This window comes from Leifsonia shinshuensis, assembly GCF_031456835.1.
In the GTDB taxonomy this organism is placed as follows: domain Bacteria; phylum Actinomycetota; class Actinomycetes; order Actinomycetales; family Microbacteriaceae; genus Leifsonia; species Leifsonia shinshuensis_C.
In genome coordinates this window covers 1,512,068-1,528,380 of sequence record NZ_JAVDVK010000001.1, presented here as the reverse complement: position 1 = coordinate 1,528,380, position 16,313 = coordinate 1,512,068, and the positions used below count along the sequence as shown (strand labels likewise).

Here is a 16,313-nt window from a genome sequence, read left to right as displayed (position 1 = left end):
TTCCTCAAATGCGGGGGGTCTTTCTTTGTGACCGCCGCGTCCTTGTCCGGATTCTCGGGGTCACAACCCGATTCTCATAACATCGACGGATGCACAAGCCGTTCCTCTCGCTCGACGCCCAGGTGACGCTCCTCGCCGAGCGTGGCCTCGAGGTCGGCGAACGCGACCGTGCCACGTCGGAATTGCATCGCCTCAACTACTACCGCGTGAGCGGATACGGGCGTGAGTTCCAGCGCGCGCCCTCGCGCGGGGACGACAGCTACCACCCAGGGGTGTCGCTCGGCCGGATCGTCGAGCTCATGGAGCGCGACGCACGTCTGCGCCGGCTGCTGACAGAGGCCCTGACCGAGATCGAGCTCGGTGTGCGGTCACGGTTCGCCTACGAGGCTGGCCGGGAGCTCGGGTCGCGAGCCTTCTACCTCGACCCGGCCGCGTACCTGGAGATCACGCCGGACGTCGCAAGCCACATCGCGAAGATCGAGCGCGAACTCCTTCGGCCGAAGCTCCGCACCGTGGCGCGCTATCGGGTGGGCGACGACCTGTCGTCCGTCCCGATCTGGGTCGCCATCGAAGTCGTCTCGTTCGGCGCGCTCGCCAAGATGCTCTGGTACCTCCGCACGCCGCTGCCCGCCCAGCGGACGGCTGACGCCCTCGGCGTCCAGCGCACAGGTTTCGCGTCCGCGGTCCATAGCTTCGCGGTGCTGCGGAATGTGTGCGCGCATCACGGACAGCTCTGGCATCGGCCGTTGGACGTGATGTTCGGGACGCTGCCGAAGGAGAAGAAGCGAGAGCCTCGCCACGAACCGTCGAGCGTCTACAGCGGCATCGTCGTTGCGAAGCGATTCCTGAGGGGGATGAATCGCCTCGCCGACTGGGATGAGAGGGTCTCTGCGCTCCTCGACGAAGACGCGGAATTCCGGTCGGGCATCCTGCGACCCGAGCCGCGCTGAGACATCCACCGACCGGGCACCGCCGCACTAGACTCCCGCCATGGTCACCCACACCGTCGTGAACCAGGCGCCGCCGCGCGTCGACGTGGACGAGTTCGCGGCGAATCCCGCCCTCCGCGAGGGGGTCGAGCGTTACGACGCCGGGTGGGCCGCGGCGTCGCTCGGCGAGGTGGGGCGGCTGGTGGGGTCGGAGTCGTTCCAGAGGGATGCGGAGCTCGCGAACATCCACGAGCCGCAGTTACGCGCCTTCGACCGGTGGGGCGAGCGGATCGACGAGGTCGAGTACGACGACGGGTACCACCGCGTCATCGCGGCGGCCGTCGCAGCCGGAGCCCACACCTCGGCCTGGGCGGATCCGCGCCCCGGCGCGAACGTCGCGCGCGCCGCCGCGTTCATGCTGTTCGCGCAGGTCGAGCCGGGGCACGCGTGCCCGGTGTCGATGACGCACGCCGCCGTCCCCGCGCTCGCCCTCTCGGAAGGGCTCGCCACCGAGTGGATGCCACGCCTGCTCAGTCGGGAGTACGACGGCCGGCTGCGGGCGGGCAAGACCTCCGCGCTGTTCGGGATGGCGATGACCGAGAAGCAGGGCGGGTCGGATGTGCGCGCCAACACGACCCGCGCGCTCGCCGACGGCGACGGTCGCTGGCTGCTCACCGGGCACAAGTGGTTCTGCTCGGCTCCGATGTCGGACGCGTTCCTCGTGCTCGCGCAGACCGCGAGCGGTCTGTCGTGCTTCCTGGTCCCTCGCGTGCTGGAGGACGGCGACCGGAACGTGTTCCTCATCCAGCGCCTCAAGGACAAGCTCGGCAACCGGTCCAACGCCTCCAGCGAGGTGGAGTTCGACGGGACCGTCGGGTACCTGCTGGGGGAGGAGGGACGCGGTGTGCGCACCATCCTCGAGATGGTCAACCGCACGCGGCTCGACTGCATCCTGGGCAGCGCGGCGGGGATGCGTCAGGCCGTCGCCGAGGCCGCGTGGCACGTGCGGCACCGTTCGGCGTTCGGCGCCCGGCTGATCGATCAGCCGGCGATGAGGGCGGTGCTCGCCGACCTCGCGCTGGAGTCCGAGGGGGCGACCGAGGTGGCCCTCCGTCTGGCGCGCGCCCACGACGCGGACGCGCCGGCGACGGATGCCGCCTTCCGGCGCCTGGCGACCGCGGTCACCAAGTACTGGGTCTGCAAGCGCGGGCCGGGCCACGCCTACGAGGCGCTGGAGTGCCTCGGCGGGAACGGCTACACCGAGGCGTTCCCGCTGGCCCGGCGGTACCGGGAGCAGCCGGTGATGGCGATCTGGGAGGGCTCGGGCAACGTGATCGCCCTGGATGTGCTGCGCGCGCTCCGCCGCGAGCCGGCGGCTTGGGACGCCTTCGACGCCGAGCTGGCACACGCCCGCGGGCGGTACCGCACCTTCGACGCGCACCACGACCGGCTGCGCGCGCGGGTGGCGTCATGCGTGGCGGGCGGCGCCGCCGACGGCGCGGCCGACTCGTCCGCCGCCGCCGAGGCCTCGGTGCGCCCGCTGGTCGCGGCGATGGCCGTCGCGCTGCAGGCGTCCCTGCTGATCCGTCACGCGTCGGACGCCGTCGCCGACGCCTTCGTCGCCGCACGCATCGGCCCCGAGCGCGGCTCCCTCTACGGCGAGCTCCCACCCGGCCTCGACCTCGGGGCTCTCCTCACCCGCGCCTGACCCCCACCGTCGAGTACACGAATAGTGCACGCGACACGCCGCGAAGGCGTGCACTTTTCGTGTACTCGACGGAGGGGGAGGGACCGGAGGGGAGACGGGGCTCAGGCGCCGATGGCGGCGTAGAACTGGGCGACGGCCTTGCGGTTGTAGGCGTGGTAGTCGAAGTGGCTGTCGGGGACGTCGCCGCGCAAGAACGCGCGCATGCCGTCGGCGACGCCGTCGACCGTCTGCGGCACGACCATCCCGCTTCCCGCGGGCAGTGCGTTCTTCGCGGAGGCGAACTCGACCGTGATGATGGGCAGCTGCAGCACCAGCGCCTCCAGGAGCACCATCGGCTGGCCCTCGTAGTCGCTGGAGAGCACGAAGCAGTCCGCCTTGGCCATGATCGCGTGCGGGTTGCGCTGCATCCCGGTGAGGAAGACGGACCCCTGCAGCCCCAGCTCGGCCACCAGCGCCTCCAGGCCGCCGGCCAGCGGGCCCGAGCCGACGACGACCAGCCGGGTGCGCGGGTTCTCGGCGTGCACGGCCGCGAACGCCCGGATGAGCCGGGTCTGGTTCTTCTCCGGCGAGAGCCGGCCGACGTTGACGAACGTCGTGACGTCGTCGTCGGCGAGCAGCAGCTCCGCCCAGTCCGGGATGCTGCCGGTCTCCTCGTCGAAGGTGAGCTCGTGCAGGTCGGCGGCCGCGTTCTCCAGGATGTGCTCGGCGTCGACCGTGTTGAGGGCCGACACGAACTTCTCCGGCGGCGCGTACTCCGCCAGGGCGTCGCGGTTGATCTCCGACAGGGTGGGCGACACGGAGACCAGGTGGTCGTACTGCCGGTACAGCGTGAAGATCTGCGTGAGGCTGTGCAGCATCCGCTTCTCGCCGTTCACCTCGCGGTGCGCGTCCGCCGCCAGGTCGTTGTGCAGCCAGATCGCCCGCTGCGCGTCGGGGGAGTGGAGCAGCAGCGTCGCCCAGAAGGGTCCGTAGCCGGAGAAGTCGACCACGTAGTCGAAGCGGCTCTCCCCGAAGCAGCGGTACCACTCGTCATCCCACAGCCGGTTCTGCGCCGGGATGTCGGCGTGCTGGGCGATGCGCCCGCGCCGGAAGTCGAGGTGGCGGGCCAGGTGCACGAGCTTGGCGCCGTTCATCCCGCCGACCCGCGGGAACTGGCGGACCGAGGGATGGATCTGGCGCTGCTTCCCGATGATGACCTGCGACCGGCTCTGGGCGAAGAACGCCGACACGTCGAAGCGGTCGTGGTCGATGTTGTTGAGCAGGTTCAGCGCGGAGGTCGTGATGCCATTGGGGCGCATGCCGCCCAGGTAGAGCAGGATCTTCTGCCGGCCGTCGTCGGCGAGGTCGCTGCGCAGGCGGTAGCCGTCCCGGTTGCCCCGGAACACGATGTCGACGATGCGGGCGGATGCCGACCCGTCCTCGTAGGGCGTGAACCGCTCCTGCATCGACCGGTAGCGGTCGGCCGAATCGGCCGGCAGTGCGCCACCGGCCTCGGCGATCGCGTGCAGGGCGTCGCCCACCTCGCGGGCCGACATGAGCACGGGACCGGGCCACTCGTCCGGCTCGAAGTACAGACCGCGGGTGCCCGCGTAGTCGGCCAGATCGGGCGTGAAGAACACGATCGGCCGGCCGGTCTGGAGGAAGTCGAAGAAGATGCTCGAGTAGTCCGAGATCAGCATGTCCGTCGCGCCGAGCACGAGGTTCGTCGGGATCTCGTTCGGCACGAGCATCCGCGCGAGCTCCGGGCGGTGCGCCGCGAGCGCGTGCACGGACTGGTGCGTCTTCAGCAGCACGGCGTAGCGGCTGGTGTCGATGCGCTCCTCGATCTGGCCGATGTGCGCGAGCAGCGCATCCAGGTCGTCCTCGGGCCGGCCGAAGACCTGGCCCTTCCAGGTGGGCGCGTACAGGATGACCTGGCGGTCGCCGAGCGGGATGCCCGCGGCGACGAGCCGGCGGCGCACCTCCTCGCGCCCGCGGTCGTCGAGGAACTGCCGGTCGATGCGCGGGTAGCCCTCCTCGACGAGGGTGCCGCGGTAGACGCCGGTGAGCTTGTAGCCGGTCTCGTACATCTGCTCCGACATGAACGGGTTCGCGGAGAGCAGGTAGTCCGCCTGGACGAAGTTCCGGATGATGTTGGCCGTGCCGAGCGCGCCGTCGGCGATGTCGTACCCCATCCGCTTCAGCGGGGTGCCGTGCCAGGTGTTGAGGTACACCTGCCCCGGGCGCTTCGAGAAGTCGGGCGGGAACGTCGCATTGTTGACGAGGTACTGGCTGGTCGCGAGGGCGCGGTAGTAAGCCGAGGAGCCGTAGCGCACGAAGCTCACGCGGTCGTCGCCGGCGAACTCCTCGACCGCTGCCCGGTACTGGCGCAGGTCGGACAGCGCCCAGATGTGGGTGAGGTGACCGAGGTCGGGGGAGGCGAGCAGCTCGCGGAAGACCGCCTCCGGGTTGTCCAGCATGCCGTTGCCCGAGAACGACTCGTACAGCACGGCGCCCCGCACGATCGGCTGCCGCCGCCAGTGCGCGTGGATCTCGTAACGCGCGGCACGCTTGGCCCGGGACGGCAGTCGCTTCAGTCGGGAGAGTCTCATCGCCCTCGATTTTATGAGAGCGGCATAACGGCCACCTGGGAGCGCGGTATGCGGTTCGCGAACGCCCGCCCTCAACCCTCCGCGTCGAACCCCAGGCTCAGCTTGCGCAGCAGGCCGGCGAGGCGCTCGGCGTCGGCGGCGGAGAGGCCGTCGAGCAGCTCGGCCTCGGCGTCCACGAGGCGGGTGATCGCCGCATCCACCCGGGTCAGTCCCTGCGCCGTCATCTGCACCAGGATGCCGCGGCCGTCGTTGGGGTCGGTGCGGCGCTCGACCAGGCCGCGGGCGACCAGCCGGTCGATGCGGTTCGTCATCGTGCCGGAGGAGACGAGGGTCTGCTGCAGCAGCGACTTGGGGCTGAGCTGGTACGGCGTGCCCGCCCGGCGCAATGCGGCCAGTACGTCGAACTCCCACGACTCCAGGTCGGACCGGTCGAACGCGCCGCGCCGGGCGCGGTCGAGGTGCCGGGAGAGGCGGTCGACCCGCGAAAGCACCTGCAGCGGGGCGAAGTCGAGGTCGGGACGCTCGCGCAGCCAGGCGTCCACGATGCGGTCCACCTCGTCGCGTGCGTCGGCCATCCCCCCATGCTATTGGGGGATGGCCGGAGCGCGTCTGGCAGACTGTCATCTGCGCGACGCGCGTGTTCCGCCTTGGTGTAATGGCAGCACGACAGCCTTTGGAGCTGTTAGGTCCAGGTTCGAGTCCTGGAGGCGGAGCGTACGAACTGCACGATCCCTGGAGGGACATGACCGACCAGAATCTCGCCATCGTCGTCCTCGCGGCGGGGCAGGGCACGCGGATGAAGTCCGCGACCCCCAAGCTGCTCCACCCGCTGGGCGGCATCCCGATCGTGTCCCACGTGCTGGCGACCGCGCGCGAGCTGGATGCTGCGCACGTGATCGCGGTCGTGCGTCACGAGCGCGACCGGCTGGCCGAGGTCATCGGCGCCGACATGCCGGAGGCCGTCATCGTCGACCAGGACGAGGTCCCCGGCACCGGCCGTGCGGTCGAGCAGGCCGTCGCGGCGCTCCCCGACGGCTTCACCGGAGACGTGCTGGTGGTCAACGGCGACGTCCCGCTGCTCGACGCGGGCACGCTGCGCGAGCTCGTGGAGCGCCACCGCTCCGGCGAGGCCGCGGCGACCATCCTGTCGTCGTTCCCGGCCGACGCCACCGGCTACGGCCGCATCGTACGCACCCCGGAGGGCCACCTCGACCGCATCGTCGAGCACAAGGACGCCACCGCGGAGGAGCGCGCGATCGGCGAGATCAACGCGGGCATCTACCTGTTCGGTCTGGCCGCGCTGCGCGACAAGCTGGCCCTCGTGTCAACGGACAACGCGCAGGGCGAGAAGTACCTGACGGATGTGATCGGCCTGCTCCGCGAGGCCGGATTCGACGTGGATGCGCTCCCGGTCGCCGAGTCGTGGCTGGTCGAGGGCATCAACGACCGCGCCCAGTTGAGCGACGCCGCGGCGAAGCTGAACGCGCTCATCGTCCGCACCTGGCAGGTCGCCGGCGTGACCGTGCAGGACCCGGCGACGACGTGGATCGACGTGAAGGCGAAGCTCGCGCCCGACGTCACCGTCCTCCCGGGCACCCAGCTGCGCGGCGCGACGGTCGTCGAGACCGGCGCGACCATCGGCCCGGACACCACGCTCACCGACACCGAGGTCGGCGAGGGCGCGACCGTCACCCGCACCGACGCGACGCTCGCCGTGATCGGCGCCGGCGCGACGGTGGGACCGTTCGCCTACCTGCGGCCCGGCACCGTGCTCGGCGCGCGCGGCAAGATCGGCACGTTCACCGAGACGAAGAACGCGGTCATCGGCGAGGGCACCAAGCTCGCCCACTTCAACTACGTCGGCGACGCCGAGGTGGGGGAGAAGGGCAACCTGGGCGCCGGCGTCATCACGGCGAACTACGACGGGGTGAACAAGCACCGCACGGTGATCGGCTCCCACGTCCGCATCAGCACGAACACCGTGCTCGTCGCGCCCGTTAGGATGGGGGACGGAGCGTACACGGGGGCGGGCACGGTCGTCCGCAAGGACGTCCCCGCCGGAGCCCTCGCGATCACCGTCGCTCCTCAACGCAATATCGAAGGCTGGGTCGCGGAGAAGCGGCCGGGCACGGACGCCGACAGAGCGGCTCGCGAAAGCGACGCGTCGGAAGAGAGCGGAGCGTAAGTGTCAGGGATCACCGCGACCGGCCAGAAAAGACTCGTCCTCATCTCCGGTCGCGCGCATCCTCAGCTCGCCCAGGAGATCGCCGAGTGCCTCGGGAGCGAACTGATCCCGACCGACGCACGCACCTTCGCCAACGGCGAGATCTACGCCCGCTTCGACGAGAGCGTCCGCGGCTCGGATGCGTTCGTCATCCAGTCGCACACCTCCCCGATCAACGAGTGGCTCATGGAGCAGCTCATCATGGTGGATGCGCTCAAGCGCGCCTCCGCGAAGCGCATCACGGTCGTCGCCCCCTTCTACCCGTACGCCCGCCAGGACAAGAAGGGCCGCGGCCGCGAGCCGATCTCGGCGCGCCTCGTCGCCGATCTCTTCAAGGCCGCGGGCGCCGACCGCATCATGTCGGTCGACCTGCACGCCGCGCAGATCCAGGGCTTCTTCGACGGCCCGGTCGACCACCTGTTCGCGATGCCCGTGCTGCTCGACCACATGCGCCGTGAGCTGGACCCCTCGACGCTGACCGTCGTGTCGCCCGACATGGGCCGCGTGCGCGTCGCCGACATCTGGAGCGACAAGCTGGGCGCGCCGCTGGCGATCATCCACAAGCGACGGGATCCGCTCGTCCCGAACCAGGTGTCGGTGCACGAGATCGTCGGCGAGGTCGACGGCCGCGTCTGCCTGCTCGTGGACGACCTGATCGACACCGGCCGCACCATCGTCAAGGCTGCCGAGGCGCTCAAGGCCGCCGGGGCCACCGGCGTCGTCGTCGCCGCGACGCACGCGGTGTTCAGCGACCCGGCCGTCGAGCTGCTGCAGAGCGACGCGATCGACTCGGTCGTGGTGACCGACACCCTCCCGCTGCCCGAGCACAAGCGCTGGGAGGGCCTGACGGTCCTGCCGATCGCGCCGCTGCTGGCGAACGCGATCCGCGAGGTGTTCACCGACGGTTCGGTGACGTCGATGTTCGACGGGGCCGCCTGACCGCTTTACGGCAACTGGTGCGGTGCCGACGGGATGAGCCCCAGCGGCGCCACCCAGGTGGCGTCCCCTTCGGTGTTGAGCGCGTAGCACTGCCATCCCGGCCCGACCGGACCGGTCAGTTCGAACCGTGCGGATGAGCTGAGCGCGTCCGGCTGGTACTGCCGCGCGTAGACGGAGCACGTGTAGTCGGCCGTCTGCGTCTGGATGCTGATGGTGAGCAGGATGCCCGGCAGCAGCAGTGCGCTGAGCGCGACGACCACGAAGACGCGGCTGGCGACCGTCATCGTCCGCCCGCGGAGCGGTCGCTCCCCGAGGGGCTCGTACTCCGCGAGCTCCGGGTGGTCCTCGTACGTCACCCTCCCATCCTCCCTCCTCCCCGCCGTCGAGTACACAAAAACTGCACGCAGATCGCAGGATCCGCGTGCAGTTTTCGTGTACTCGACGGTGGGGCGTGCCCCGAGGGGTCAGTGGGTGGAGGGCTCGGTCTCGATCTCGGTGCGGTCGCCGGACCACAGGGTGTGGAAGACGCCGTCCTTGTCGACGCGCTTGTAGGTGTGCGCGCCGAAGAAGTCGCGCTGGCCCTGCACGAGGGCGGCGGGGAGGCGCTTCGAGGCGAGCGAGTCGTAGTACGAGAGCGCCGAGCCGAAGCCGGGCACCGGCACGCCGGAGAGGGCGGCGGTGGCGACGATGCGGCGCCAGGCGGCCTCGCCCTCGCGGACGGCGTCGGCGAAGTACGGCGCCTCGAGCAGCGTCGCGATGTCCGGGTTCTCGTCGTACGCGTCGGCGATGCGGTTCAGGAACTGGGCACGGATGATGCAGCCGCCGCGCCAGATCTTCGCGATCTTGTCCTTGTGGATGTCCCAGCCGTACTTCTCGGCGCCCGCGATGATCGCGTCGAAGCCCTGCGCGTAGGCGACGACCTTCGAGGCGTAGAGCGCCTTCGACACGTCGTCGGCGAACGCCTGCACGTCGTCGGCCTTCTGCACGTCGGGCCGCGACTGGATGGTCGCCTGCACGGCCGCGCGCTGCGCCGGCTTCGACGACACGGCGCGGGCGAACACGGCCTCCGCGATGCCGCCGACCGGCACGCCCAGGTCGAGCGCGTTCTGCACGGTCCAGACGCCGGTGCCCTTGGAGCCCGCCTGGTCGAGGACGATGTCGATGAACGGCTTGCCGGTCTCCGCATCCACCTGGCGCAGCACCTCGGCGGTGATCTCGATCAGGTACGACTCGAGGTAGCCCTTGTTCCACTCGGCGAACACGTCCGCGATCTGCGCGGGCTCGAGGCCGCCGATGGTGCGCAGCAGGTCGTACGCCTCGGCGATGAGCTGCATGTCGGCGTACTCGATGCCGTTGTGGATCATCTTGACGAAGTGGCCGGCGCCGTCGGTGCCGACGTGCGTCACGCACGGCTCGCCCTCGGCGACCGCGGCGATCGACTCCAGGATGGGGCCCAGCGTCTTGTACGACTCCACCGAACCGCCGGGCATGATCGACGGGCCGTTCAGCGCACCCTCCTCGCCGCCGGAGATGCCGGCGCCGACGAAGTGGATGCCCGTGGGCGCGATCCGCTTCTCCCGCTCGATGGTGTCGTGGAAGTTCGCGTTGCCGCCGTCGACGATGATGTCGCCCGGCTCGAACCGCTCCACCAGCTGGTCGATCACGGCGTCGGTTCCCTTGCCGGCCTGCACCATGATGATCGCGGTGCGCGGCTTGGACAGCGAGGCGACGAAGTCGTCCATCTGCTCGGCCGACACGAACCCGGCCTCCGGGTGCGCGTTCACCAGCTCCTCGGTGCGGGCGTACGTGCGGTTGAACACGGCGACCTTGTTGCCCTCGCGGGAGGCGAGGTTGCGGGCCAGGTTCGAGCCCATCACCGCCAGACCGACGACTCCGATGTTGGCGGTTGCTTCCTGTGACACGTAGTGCTCCTTCGTGAAGCCGCGACGGACGAGGGCCGTCCGCCACGACGGGATGTAGTCGGGGGTCAGCTCTCCCGCGGGTGGCAAGAATCGAGCAGTCCCTTCAGCGTAGCGCGCGGCTCGGTCAACCGAGGCGGAAGGTCGCGCGGGGGATGTCGTCGACCAGGCGCCGGGCGAGGGTGAACGCGTCCTCCTCGTCCAGCCGGTGCTCGGCGACCAGGCCGGCGAGGTAGGAGGCGTCCACGCGCCGGGACATGTCGTGGCGCGCCGGGATGCTGCAGAACGCGCGCGTGTCGTCGATGAACCCGCTGGTCTTGGTGAAGCCGGCGCTGTCGGTGACCGCCCGGCGGTAGCGCAGGATGGCGTCGGGCGTGTCGATGAACCACCACGGCGCCCCCGCGTACACCGACGGGTAGAACCCGGCGAGCGGGCCGATCTCGCGCGAGAACGTCGTCTCGTCCACGGTGAACAGCACCAGCCGGAACACGGGGTCCGTGCCGAAGTCGCGCAGGATGGGCGTGAGCGGCGCGGTGAAGGCGCCGACCGCGGGCAGGTCGTGCCCGGTGTCCGGGCCGTACGCGTCGAAGGTGGGCCGGTGGTGGTTGCGCAGCACGCCGGGGTGCAGCTGCATGACCAGGCCGTCCTCCGCCGACAGCTCGGCGAGCCGGTAGAGCATGTTGCGCCGGTAGGCGACGGCCTCCGCCGCGGTCACGGTGCCGTCGAGGGCGGCCCGGTGGATGCGCGACGCCTCGGCCTCGTCGAGCGGATCGCAGCCCGCGTCGAGCACGCCGGTGTCGGTGGCCGTGCCGCCCGCTTCCTTGAAAGCAACGCGGCGGCGCCGCAGCGCCTCCAGCAGTCCCGGGTACGTGGTCGTGTCGGTGTCGGCGGCCGCGGCCAGCCGCTCCAGCCGGGCGGCCCAGCCGTCCTCGTCGGGGTGCATGTACCGGTCGGCGCGGAAGGTGGGGATCACCCGGCCGCGGAAGTCCGGATCCGCCGCCAGCCGGGCGTGCGCCGCCAGGTCGTCCGCCGGGTCGTCCGTGGTCGCCAGCACCTCGATCCGGAACCGCTCGAACAGCGCCCGCGGGCGGAACGCCGGGTCGGCGAGGGTCTCGGCGAGCTGGTCGTACAGGCGGTCGGCATTCTGCGCCGAAGGCTGCTCGGTCAGGCCGAACACCTCGCTGAACTCCGCCTCGAACCACAGCCGCACCGGCGTGCCGAGGAAGACGTCCCAGTGCTCGCACAGGGTCCGCCAGATCGAGCGACCCGTGGCCGGGGAGGGGTGGCCGTTCCGCGCCAGGCCGAGGTCGTCGAGCGGCACCCCCGCCGCGTGCAGCATCCGCGTGACGTAGTGGTCGGGCGTGATGAGCAGCGCGGCCGGGTCGGGGAAGGGCTCGTCGTCGGCGAGCATCCGCGCATCCACGTGACCGTGCGGCGAGAGGATCGGCGCGTCCGCCACCTGGGCGTGCAGCCGCCGCGCGAGGTCGCGGACGCCAGGGTCGGCGGGGAGCAGTCGGTCGGGATGCGGTGCCAGGGCGGTCATGCGGGCGATGCTCCGTTCGTGGTCGGTGCGGCGTGGGGCGCCGGTCCGGTGGAGTCCCGGACCGTGAGGTGGGTCGGCAGGGTGACGGCCTGGCGCACCACGGGGGCGAGTCCGCCGTCGAGGCGCGACAGCAGCATGGCGACGGCCGTCCGTCCTGCCTGCTCGATCGGCGCCGTCAGGGTCGTCAGCGGCGGGTTGCAGAAGTCGGCGCCGAAGATGTCGTCGCAGCCGACGATGCTGAGGTCGTCCGGGATGCGCACGCCGCGTTCGCGGAAGCGCGGCAGCATCCCGATCGCGAGCAGGTCGTTGAACGCGATGCACGCGGTGACGCCGGAGTGCAGCACCGCGTCCGCGGCGGCGGCGCCCGCGTACTGCCGCGGAGCGAACGGACCGAGACGCACCGCATCGACGCCGTAGCGCTCGCCGGCGCGGACGAGGGCGCGCCAGCGTCCTTCGTTCGGCCACGAGGTTGCCGGCCCCGAGACGTAGGCGACGCGGCGGTGACCCAGCGAGACGAGGTGGCCGACGGCCTGCTCGATCGCGCTCGGCGTGTCGATGAAGACGCTCGGCACGCCGCGGGTCTGCCGGTTGACGGCGACCAGCGGGATCTCCTGGGCGAGCGCGCTCAGCCGGCGGTCGGTGAGCCGGGATGCGGCGAGGATGGCGCCGTCGAACGACCGCCGCAGCTTGTGCAGCGTCCCGTCCTCCAGCTCGTCCGACTCCTCGGTGTCGACCAGCAGCTGGGTGTAGCCGGCCGCCTTCAGCTGCTGCTGCGTGCCCCGGATGATGCCGAAGTAGAACGGGTTCGTGACGTCCGAGACGAGCACCGCGATCGCCCGGGTCCGGCCGCTGGTCAGCGCGCGGGCCTGCGAGTTCGGGACGTAGTCGAGTTCGCGTGCCGCGCGCTCGATGCGCTCGCGGGTGCGGGCGTTCACCCGGCCCGGGTTGGAGAGCGCACGGGACACCGTGGAGGTCGCGACGCCGCTGAGCGCGGCGACGTCCGCGAGGGTCGCGGGGCGATCGTTCCCCGCACCGGTGAGAGGGCTCATGCGGCTATCAGAGCACACGATGGCAAATTCTGGCAAACGATTGCAGTCCGATTTGCACCCCTCCTAGAGTCGCCACCAACCTCCCCGGCACGGCCGGGTCGAGGCCCACCAGATCCCTGCTCGAAGGAGAGTACGAATGAGATCACGTCTTGCGCTCGGCGCGGTGGCGGCCCTCGCGGCCGCCGGGCTCGCGCTCACCGGATGCTCCGGCTCCGGCTCCACCTCCACGGCATCCGCGGGAGGGAAGGTCGACGGCGCCGGGAAGACCCTCGACGTCATGATCGCCGCCAACACCCTCTACCCGACCCAGCAGCAGAAGTGGTTCCAGGATGTGTCGGCCCAGTTCCAGAAGGAGACCGGCGCCACGGTGAAGTTCGAGACGTTCGCCTCGGCGAACGACGAGCTCACCAAGATCCAGACCTCGGTGCTGAGCGGCCAGGGCCCGGACATCTACGACCTCGGCACCACGTTCACCCCCACGGCGTACTCCACCGGCGCCTTCGTGAAGCTCACCGCCGCCGACTGGGCCAAGATCGGCGGCCGCGACCGCTTCGTCCCGGCCACCCTCGGCATCTCCGGGCCGAGCCAGTCCGACCAGGTCGGCATCCCGTTCCTCAGCCGCCCGTTCGTGATGGCCTACAACAAGGACCTGCTGAAGGCCGCGGGCATCGACAAGCCCGCCGACACCTGGGATGGACTCGCCGCGCAGGCGAAGAAGCTCACCAGCGGCGACGTGCACGGGATGGCCATCGCCTACGCCGACAGCTTCGACCCCTGGAAGTTCGTCTGGGCGATGTCGATGCAGCAGGGCAACACGCTGCTCGACCTGAAGACCAAGAAGGCGACCATCGACGACGACGCCGTGAAGAAGGCCTACCAGACCTACTTCGGCTGGCTCACCAAGGACAAGGTGGTCGACCCGGCCGCGATCGGCTGGAAGAACGCGCAGGCGGTCGCGGCCTTCGCCTCCGGCAAGGCGGCGTTCCTGCCGATGGTGTCCTCGTCGTCCCAGGTGTCGCTGGACGCGTCGGCCATGGCCGGCAAGTACGCCTACGCGGTGATGCCGACCATCCCGCCGGGGGCGTCGAAGCTGCCGTCCGACGGCAAGGCCGCGGCCACGATCATCTCCGGCGACAACATGGTGGTCGCCAAGTACTCCAAGAACCAGGACCTCGCCTTCGCGCTGATCAAGATGCTCACGAGCGAGGACAACCAGATCGCGTACACGAAGACCTTCGGCGACCTGCCCACCAACGCCGCGGCCGCGAAGAAGATCGAGGACGGCAACGAGCTCCTCGGCCCGATCCTCGACGCCGGCACGAAGGCGTACGGGACGCCGTTCTCCGGAGCCTGGGGCGACACCCAGCTGGCGCTCGTGAACGTGGTGGTGCAGTCCATCCCGGCGCTCTCGTCGGGAGGCGTGTCGTCCTCCGACCTGGAGGCCCGGCTGAAGACCGCGCAGGCCACCGCGCAGGCCTCCCTGAGCAAGGCGAAGTAGCCGGGACCGTCATGTCGAATCCCACACTCGCCGCGCCGCAGGGCACGGCCCCGGCCGACGGCTCGCCCGCGGGACGCGCTCCCGCGGGCGGCCGCCACGGCCGCCCCGGCCGGACGGACCGTCCGGCCGGGGCGCGCAGCCCGCGCCGCCGCGGCCTGGAGCGGCGCAACCGTCCGCTGTGGATGCTGCTGCCCGGCGGCATCCTGATGCTGATCATCATCGTGGTGCCGCTGATCGTCGCCGTGGTGATGTCCACGCTCGACCTCGATCAGTACACGCTGCAGAGCTGGTTGCAGGCGCCGTTCATCGGGCTCGGCAACTACGTCGAGGCCGTCGTGGCGTCGCCGCTGCTGCGCTCGATCGGCATCAGCGTCTCGTTCGCGGTCATCGCGGCGGTCATCACGCTCCCGATCGGCGTCGCCGCGGCGCTCGCCACGCAGAACCGCTTCCGCGGCCGTGCGCTGGTGCGCTCGCTGTTCCTCATCCCGTACGTGCTCCCGGCGTTCGTCGTCGGGACGCTGTGGCGCACGATGCTGCAGCCCGGCGGTGTGGTGGACAGCCTGCTCGGCTCGATCGGCGTCCACCCGGGACTGTGGCTCAACGGGCCGCTCAGCTACTGGTCGCTCATCCTGGTGCAGCTGTGGACCTCGTGGCCGTTCTTCTACCTGCTCGTCGTCGCAGGACTCCAGAGCGTCGACCCGGAGGTGCACGAGGCGGCCGCGATCGACGGGGCGACCTGGTGGATCAAGCTGCGGTACGTCATCCTGCCGTACCTGCGCGGCTCCATCTTCCTGGCGCTGATCATCGCGTTCCTGCACAACATCAACGCGTTCACCCTGCCGTTCGTGCTGTTCGGCATCCCGGCGCCCCAGGACGTGGACGTGCTGCCGGTGCTCACCTACACCACGAGCTTCCAGAGCTTCCGGTTCGGGCTGAGCGCCGCGATGGCGATCTGCTCGCTCGTGCTCATCGCCATCCCGCTGTTCGTCTACCTGCGGGCCGTGAAGCTCGACTCCGGAGAGGAGGCGCAGCGATGACCGTCGTCCGCTCCAGTGCAGACGTCCACCGCCTGCTGCCGCGCTGGCTGATCGTCACGATCATCGCCGTGCTGCTCGTGATCGTGCTCGGGCCCGTGCTCTACATGCTGTTCTCGTCGGTCAACTCGGACGTCTCCGTGGCGGCCGGCGCGTTCCTGCCGACGGAGCTGCACCTCGACAACTACCTCAAGGTGTGGACCACCGTCGACCTCGGCACCGGGCTCGCCAACAGCGTCCTGATCTGCGGCGCCGTCGCGATCGTCTGCGCCTTCCTCGCGGTGGCGACCGCCTACGTGCTGGTGCGCTACGAGTTCCGCGGGCGGCTGTCGTTCCTGCGCGGGCTGCTCGGGCTGCAGTCCATCCCGGGCACGCTCATGCTGCTGCCGGTGTTCGTGCTGTTCTCGTCCACCGCGTCATTGCTCGGCGTGCAGATCATCGGCACCCGGTGGGCCGTGTTCATCACCTACCTGACCTTCGCGCTGCCGTTCTCGACCTGGGTGATGGTGACCTACCTGCGCGGGCTGCCGAAGGCGCTGGAGGAGGCGGCCCGCATCGACGGCGCGTCGTCGTGGCGCATCCTCACCGGCATCGTCGTGCCGCTCAGCTGGCCCGGCATCGTCGTATCGGGCATCTTCGCCTTCCTGCTCGGCTGGAACGACGTGCTGTTCGCGTCGGTGCTGACCAACCCGGAGACCCGGACGGCGGCCGTGGCGCTGCAGGTGTTCGGCGCGACGCAGGAGGGCGGCGCGGTGCCGCTCTACGGCCAGATGATGGCCGCATCCCTGATCTGCGCACTGCCGGTGGTGGTGCTGTACCTCGTCTTCCAGCGGTACCTGGTGGGCGGATTGACATCCGGAGGAGTGAAGTGACCAGTGG

The 16,313-nt window shown here is 70.4% G+C and carries 13 protein-coding genes and 1 tRNA gene; 8 read left to right on the top strand and 6 right to left on the bottom strand.

Features of this window, described 5'->3' with window-relative positions:
- The first annotated feature begins 89 nt into the window (after nucleotides 1-89).
- Nucleotides 90-950: an Abi family protein gene (locus tag J2W45_RS07455; RefSeq protein WP_310130343.1), complete on the top strand. Its 861-nt coding sequence runs from the start codon at nucleotides 90-92 to the stop codon at nucleotides 948-950.
- 40 nt (nucleotides 951-990) lie between these two features.
- A complete protein-coding gene (locus tag J2W45_RS07450; protein WP_310130341.1) occupies nucleotides 991-2,637 on the top strand; it encodes an acyl-CoA dehydrogenase family protein in 1,647 nt (548 codons plus the stop codon).
- Nucleotides 2,638-2,738: 101 nt separating this feature from the next.
- On the opposite strand, the gene J2W45_RS07445 is transcribed toward J2W45_RS07450, so the two are convergent.
- The gene (locus tag J2W45_RS07445; RefSeq protein WP_310130338.1) at nucleotides 2,739-5,228 is read right to left on the bottom strand and encodes a glycosyltransferase; all 2,490 of its coding nucleotides are present in this window, start codon (nucleotides 5,226-5,228) and stop codon (nucleotides 2,739-2,741) included.
- A gap of 71 nt (nucleotides 5,229-5,299) precedes the next feature.
- Nucleotides 5,300-5,803, bottom strand: coding sequence for a MarR family winged helix-turn-helix transcriptional regulator (locus J2W45_RS07440; protein ID WP_310130335.1), 504 nt, complete (start codon nucleotides 5,801-5,803; stop codon nucleotides 5,300-5,302).
- A 66-nt stretch (nucleotides 5,804-5,869) separates the two neighbouring features.
- On the opposite strand from J2W45_RS07440, the gene J2W45_RS07435 reads away from it, so the two are divergent.
- The 3 genes from J2W45_RS07435 to J2W45_RS07425 all read left to right on the top strand — a co-directional run bounded on the left by J2W45_RS07435 (nucleotide 5,870) and on the right by J2W45_RS07425 (nucleotide 8,391).
- Nucleotides 5,870-5,941 (top strand) — tRNA-Gln (locus tag J2W45_RS07435).
- 29 nt (nucleotides 5,942-5,970) lie between these two features.
- On the top strand, nucleotides 5,971-7,413 hold the full coding sequence (gene glmU / locus J2W45_RS07430; RefSeq protein WP_310130333.1) for a bifunctional UDP-N-acetylglucosamine diphosphorylase/glucosamine-1-phosphate N-acetyltransferase GlmU: 1,443 nt from the start codon (nucleotides 5,971-5,973) through the stop codon (nucleotides 7,411-7,413).
- The gene (locus tag J2W45_RS07425; RefSeq protein ID WP_310130330.1) at nucleotides 7,414-8,391 is read left to right on the top strand and encodes a ribose-phosphate diphosphokinase; all 978 of its coding nucleotides are present in this window, start codon (nucleotides 7,414-7,416) and stop codon (nucleotides 8,389-8,391) included. It begins immediately after the preceding gene.
- Between the two features lie 5 nt (nucleotides 8,392-8,396).
- Here J2W45_RS07425 and J2W45_RS07420 read toward each other — a convergent pair whose 3' ends face one another.
- The 4 genes from J2W45_RS07420 to J2W45_RS07405 form a co-directional block, all read right to left on the bottom strand.
- On the bottom strand, nucleotides 8,397-8,747 hold the full coding sequence (locus tag J2W45_RS07420; RefSeq protein WP_310130329.1) for a hypothetical protein: 351 nt from the start codon (nucleotides 8,745-8,747) through the stop codon (nucleotides 8,397-8,399).
- 108 nt (nucleotides 8,748-8,855) lie between these two features.
- Complete coding sequence (gene gndA, locus J2W45_RS07415; RefSeq protein ID WP_396427112.1) at nucleotides 8,856-10,265, bottom strand: NADP-dependent phosphogluconate dehydrogenase; 1,410 nt, start codon at nucleotides 10,263-10,265, stop codon at nucleotides 8,856-8,858.
- 172 nt (nucleotides 10,266-10,437) lie between these two features.
- Nucleotides 10,438-11,853, bottom strand: a complete 1,416-nt coding sequence (gene uxaC / locus J2W45_RS07410) for a glucuronate isomerase (RefSeq protein WP_310130323.1) — start codon at nucleotides 11,851-11,853, stop codon at nucleotides 10,438-10,440.
- Nucleotides 11,850-12,902, bottom strand: coding sequence for a LacI family DNA-binding transcriptional regulator (locus J2W45_RS07405; protein ID WP_310130321.1), 1,053 nt, complete (start codon nucleotides 12,900-12,902; stop codon nucleotides 11,850-11,852). The genes uxaC and J2W45_RS07405 overlap by 4 nt, the downstream gene beginning before the upstream one ends.
- Before the next feature lie 136 nt (nucleotides 12,903-13,038).
- On the opposite strand from J2W45_RS07405, the gene J2W45_RS07400 reads away from it, so the two are divergent.
- The 3 genes from J2W45_RS07400 to J2W45_RS07390 are packed head-to-tail and all read left to right on the top strand — an operon-like array spanning nucleotide 13,039 to nucleotide 16,306.
- Complete coding sequence (locus J2W45_RS07400) at nucleotides 13,039-14,400, top strand: ABC transporter substrate-binding protein (RefSeq protein ID WP_310130319.1); 1,362 nt, start codon at nucleotides 13,039-13,041, stop codon at nucleotides 14,398-14,400.
- Nucleotides 14,401-14,411: 11 nt separating this feature from the next.
- Nucleotides 14,412-15,437 (top strand): carbohydrate ABC transporter permease, encoded by a 1,026-nt coding sequence (locus J2W45_RS07395; RefSeq protein WP_310130317.1) that lies wholly within the window; start codon nucleotides 14,412-14,414, stop codon nucleotides 15,435-15,437.
- Entirely contained in the window at nucleotides 15,434-16,306 is an 873-nt protein-coding gene (locus tag J2W45_RS07390) for a carbohydrate ABC transporter permease (protein WP_310130315.1), read from the top strand. The genes J2W45_RS07395 and J2W45_RS07390 overlap by 4 nt, the downstream gene beginning before the upstream one ends.
- The last annotated feature ends 7 nt before the right edge of the window (nucleotides 16,307-16,313 follow it).

What these genes read in the sequence shown, in the direction of transcription:
- J2W45_RS07445 (WP_310130338.1), bottom strand. Translation starts at nt 5,228, where the DNA reads ATGAGACTCTCCCGACTGAAGCGACTGCCGTCCCGGGCCAAGCGTGCC.
- J2W45_RS07400 (WP_310130319.1), top strand. Translation starts at nt 13,039, where the DNA reads ATGAGATCACGTCTTGCGCTCGGCGCGGTGGCGGCCCTCGCGGCCGCC.
- uxaC (WP_310130323.1), bottom strand. Translation starts at nt 11,853, where the DNA reads ATGACCGCCCTGGCACCGCATCCCGACCGACTGCTCCCCGCCGACCCT.
- J2W45_RS07450 (WP_310130341.1), top strand. Translation starts at nt 991, where the DNA reads ATGGTCACCCACACCGTCGTGAACCAGGCGCCGCCGCGCGTCGACGTG.
- J2W45_RS07455 (WP_310130343.1), top strand. Translation starts at nt 90, where the DNA reads ATGCACAAGCCGTTCCTCTCGCTCGACGCCCAGGTGACGCTCCTCGCC.
- J2W45_RS07440 (WP_310130335.1), bottom strand. Translation starts at nt 5,803, where the DNA reads ATGGCCGACGCACGCGACGAGGTGGACCGCATCGTGGACGCCTGGCTG.
- J2W45_RS07395 (WP_310130317.1), top strand. Translation starts at nt 14,412, where the DNA reads ATGTCGAATCCCACACTCGCCGCGCCGCAGGGCACGGCCCCGGCCGAC.
- J2W45_RS07405 (WP_310130321.1), bottom strand. Translation starts at nt 12,902, where the DNA reads ATGAGCCCTCTCACCGGTGCGGGGAACGATCGCCCCGCGACCCTCGCG.
- glmU (WP_310130333.1), top strand. Translation starts at nt 5,971, where the DNA reads ATGACCGACCAGAATCTCGCCATCGTCGTCCTCGCGGCGGGGCAGGGC.
- J2W45_RS07390 (WP_310130315.1), top strand. Translation starts at nt 15,434, where the DNA reads ATGACCGTCGTCCGCTCCAGTGCAGACGTCCACCGCCTGCTGCCGCGC.
- gndA (WP_396427112.1), bottom strand. Translation starts at nt 10,265, where the DNA reads ATGGGCTCGAACCTGGCCCGCAACCTCGCCTCCCGCGAGGGCAACAAG.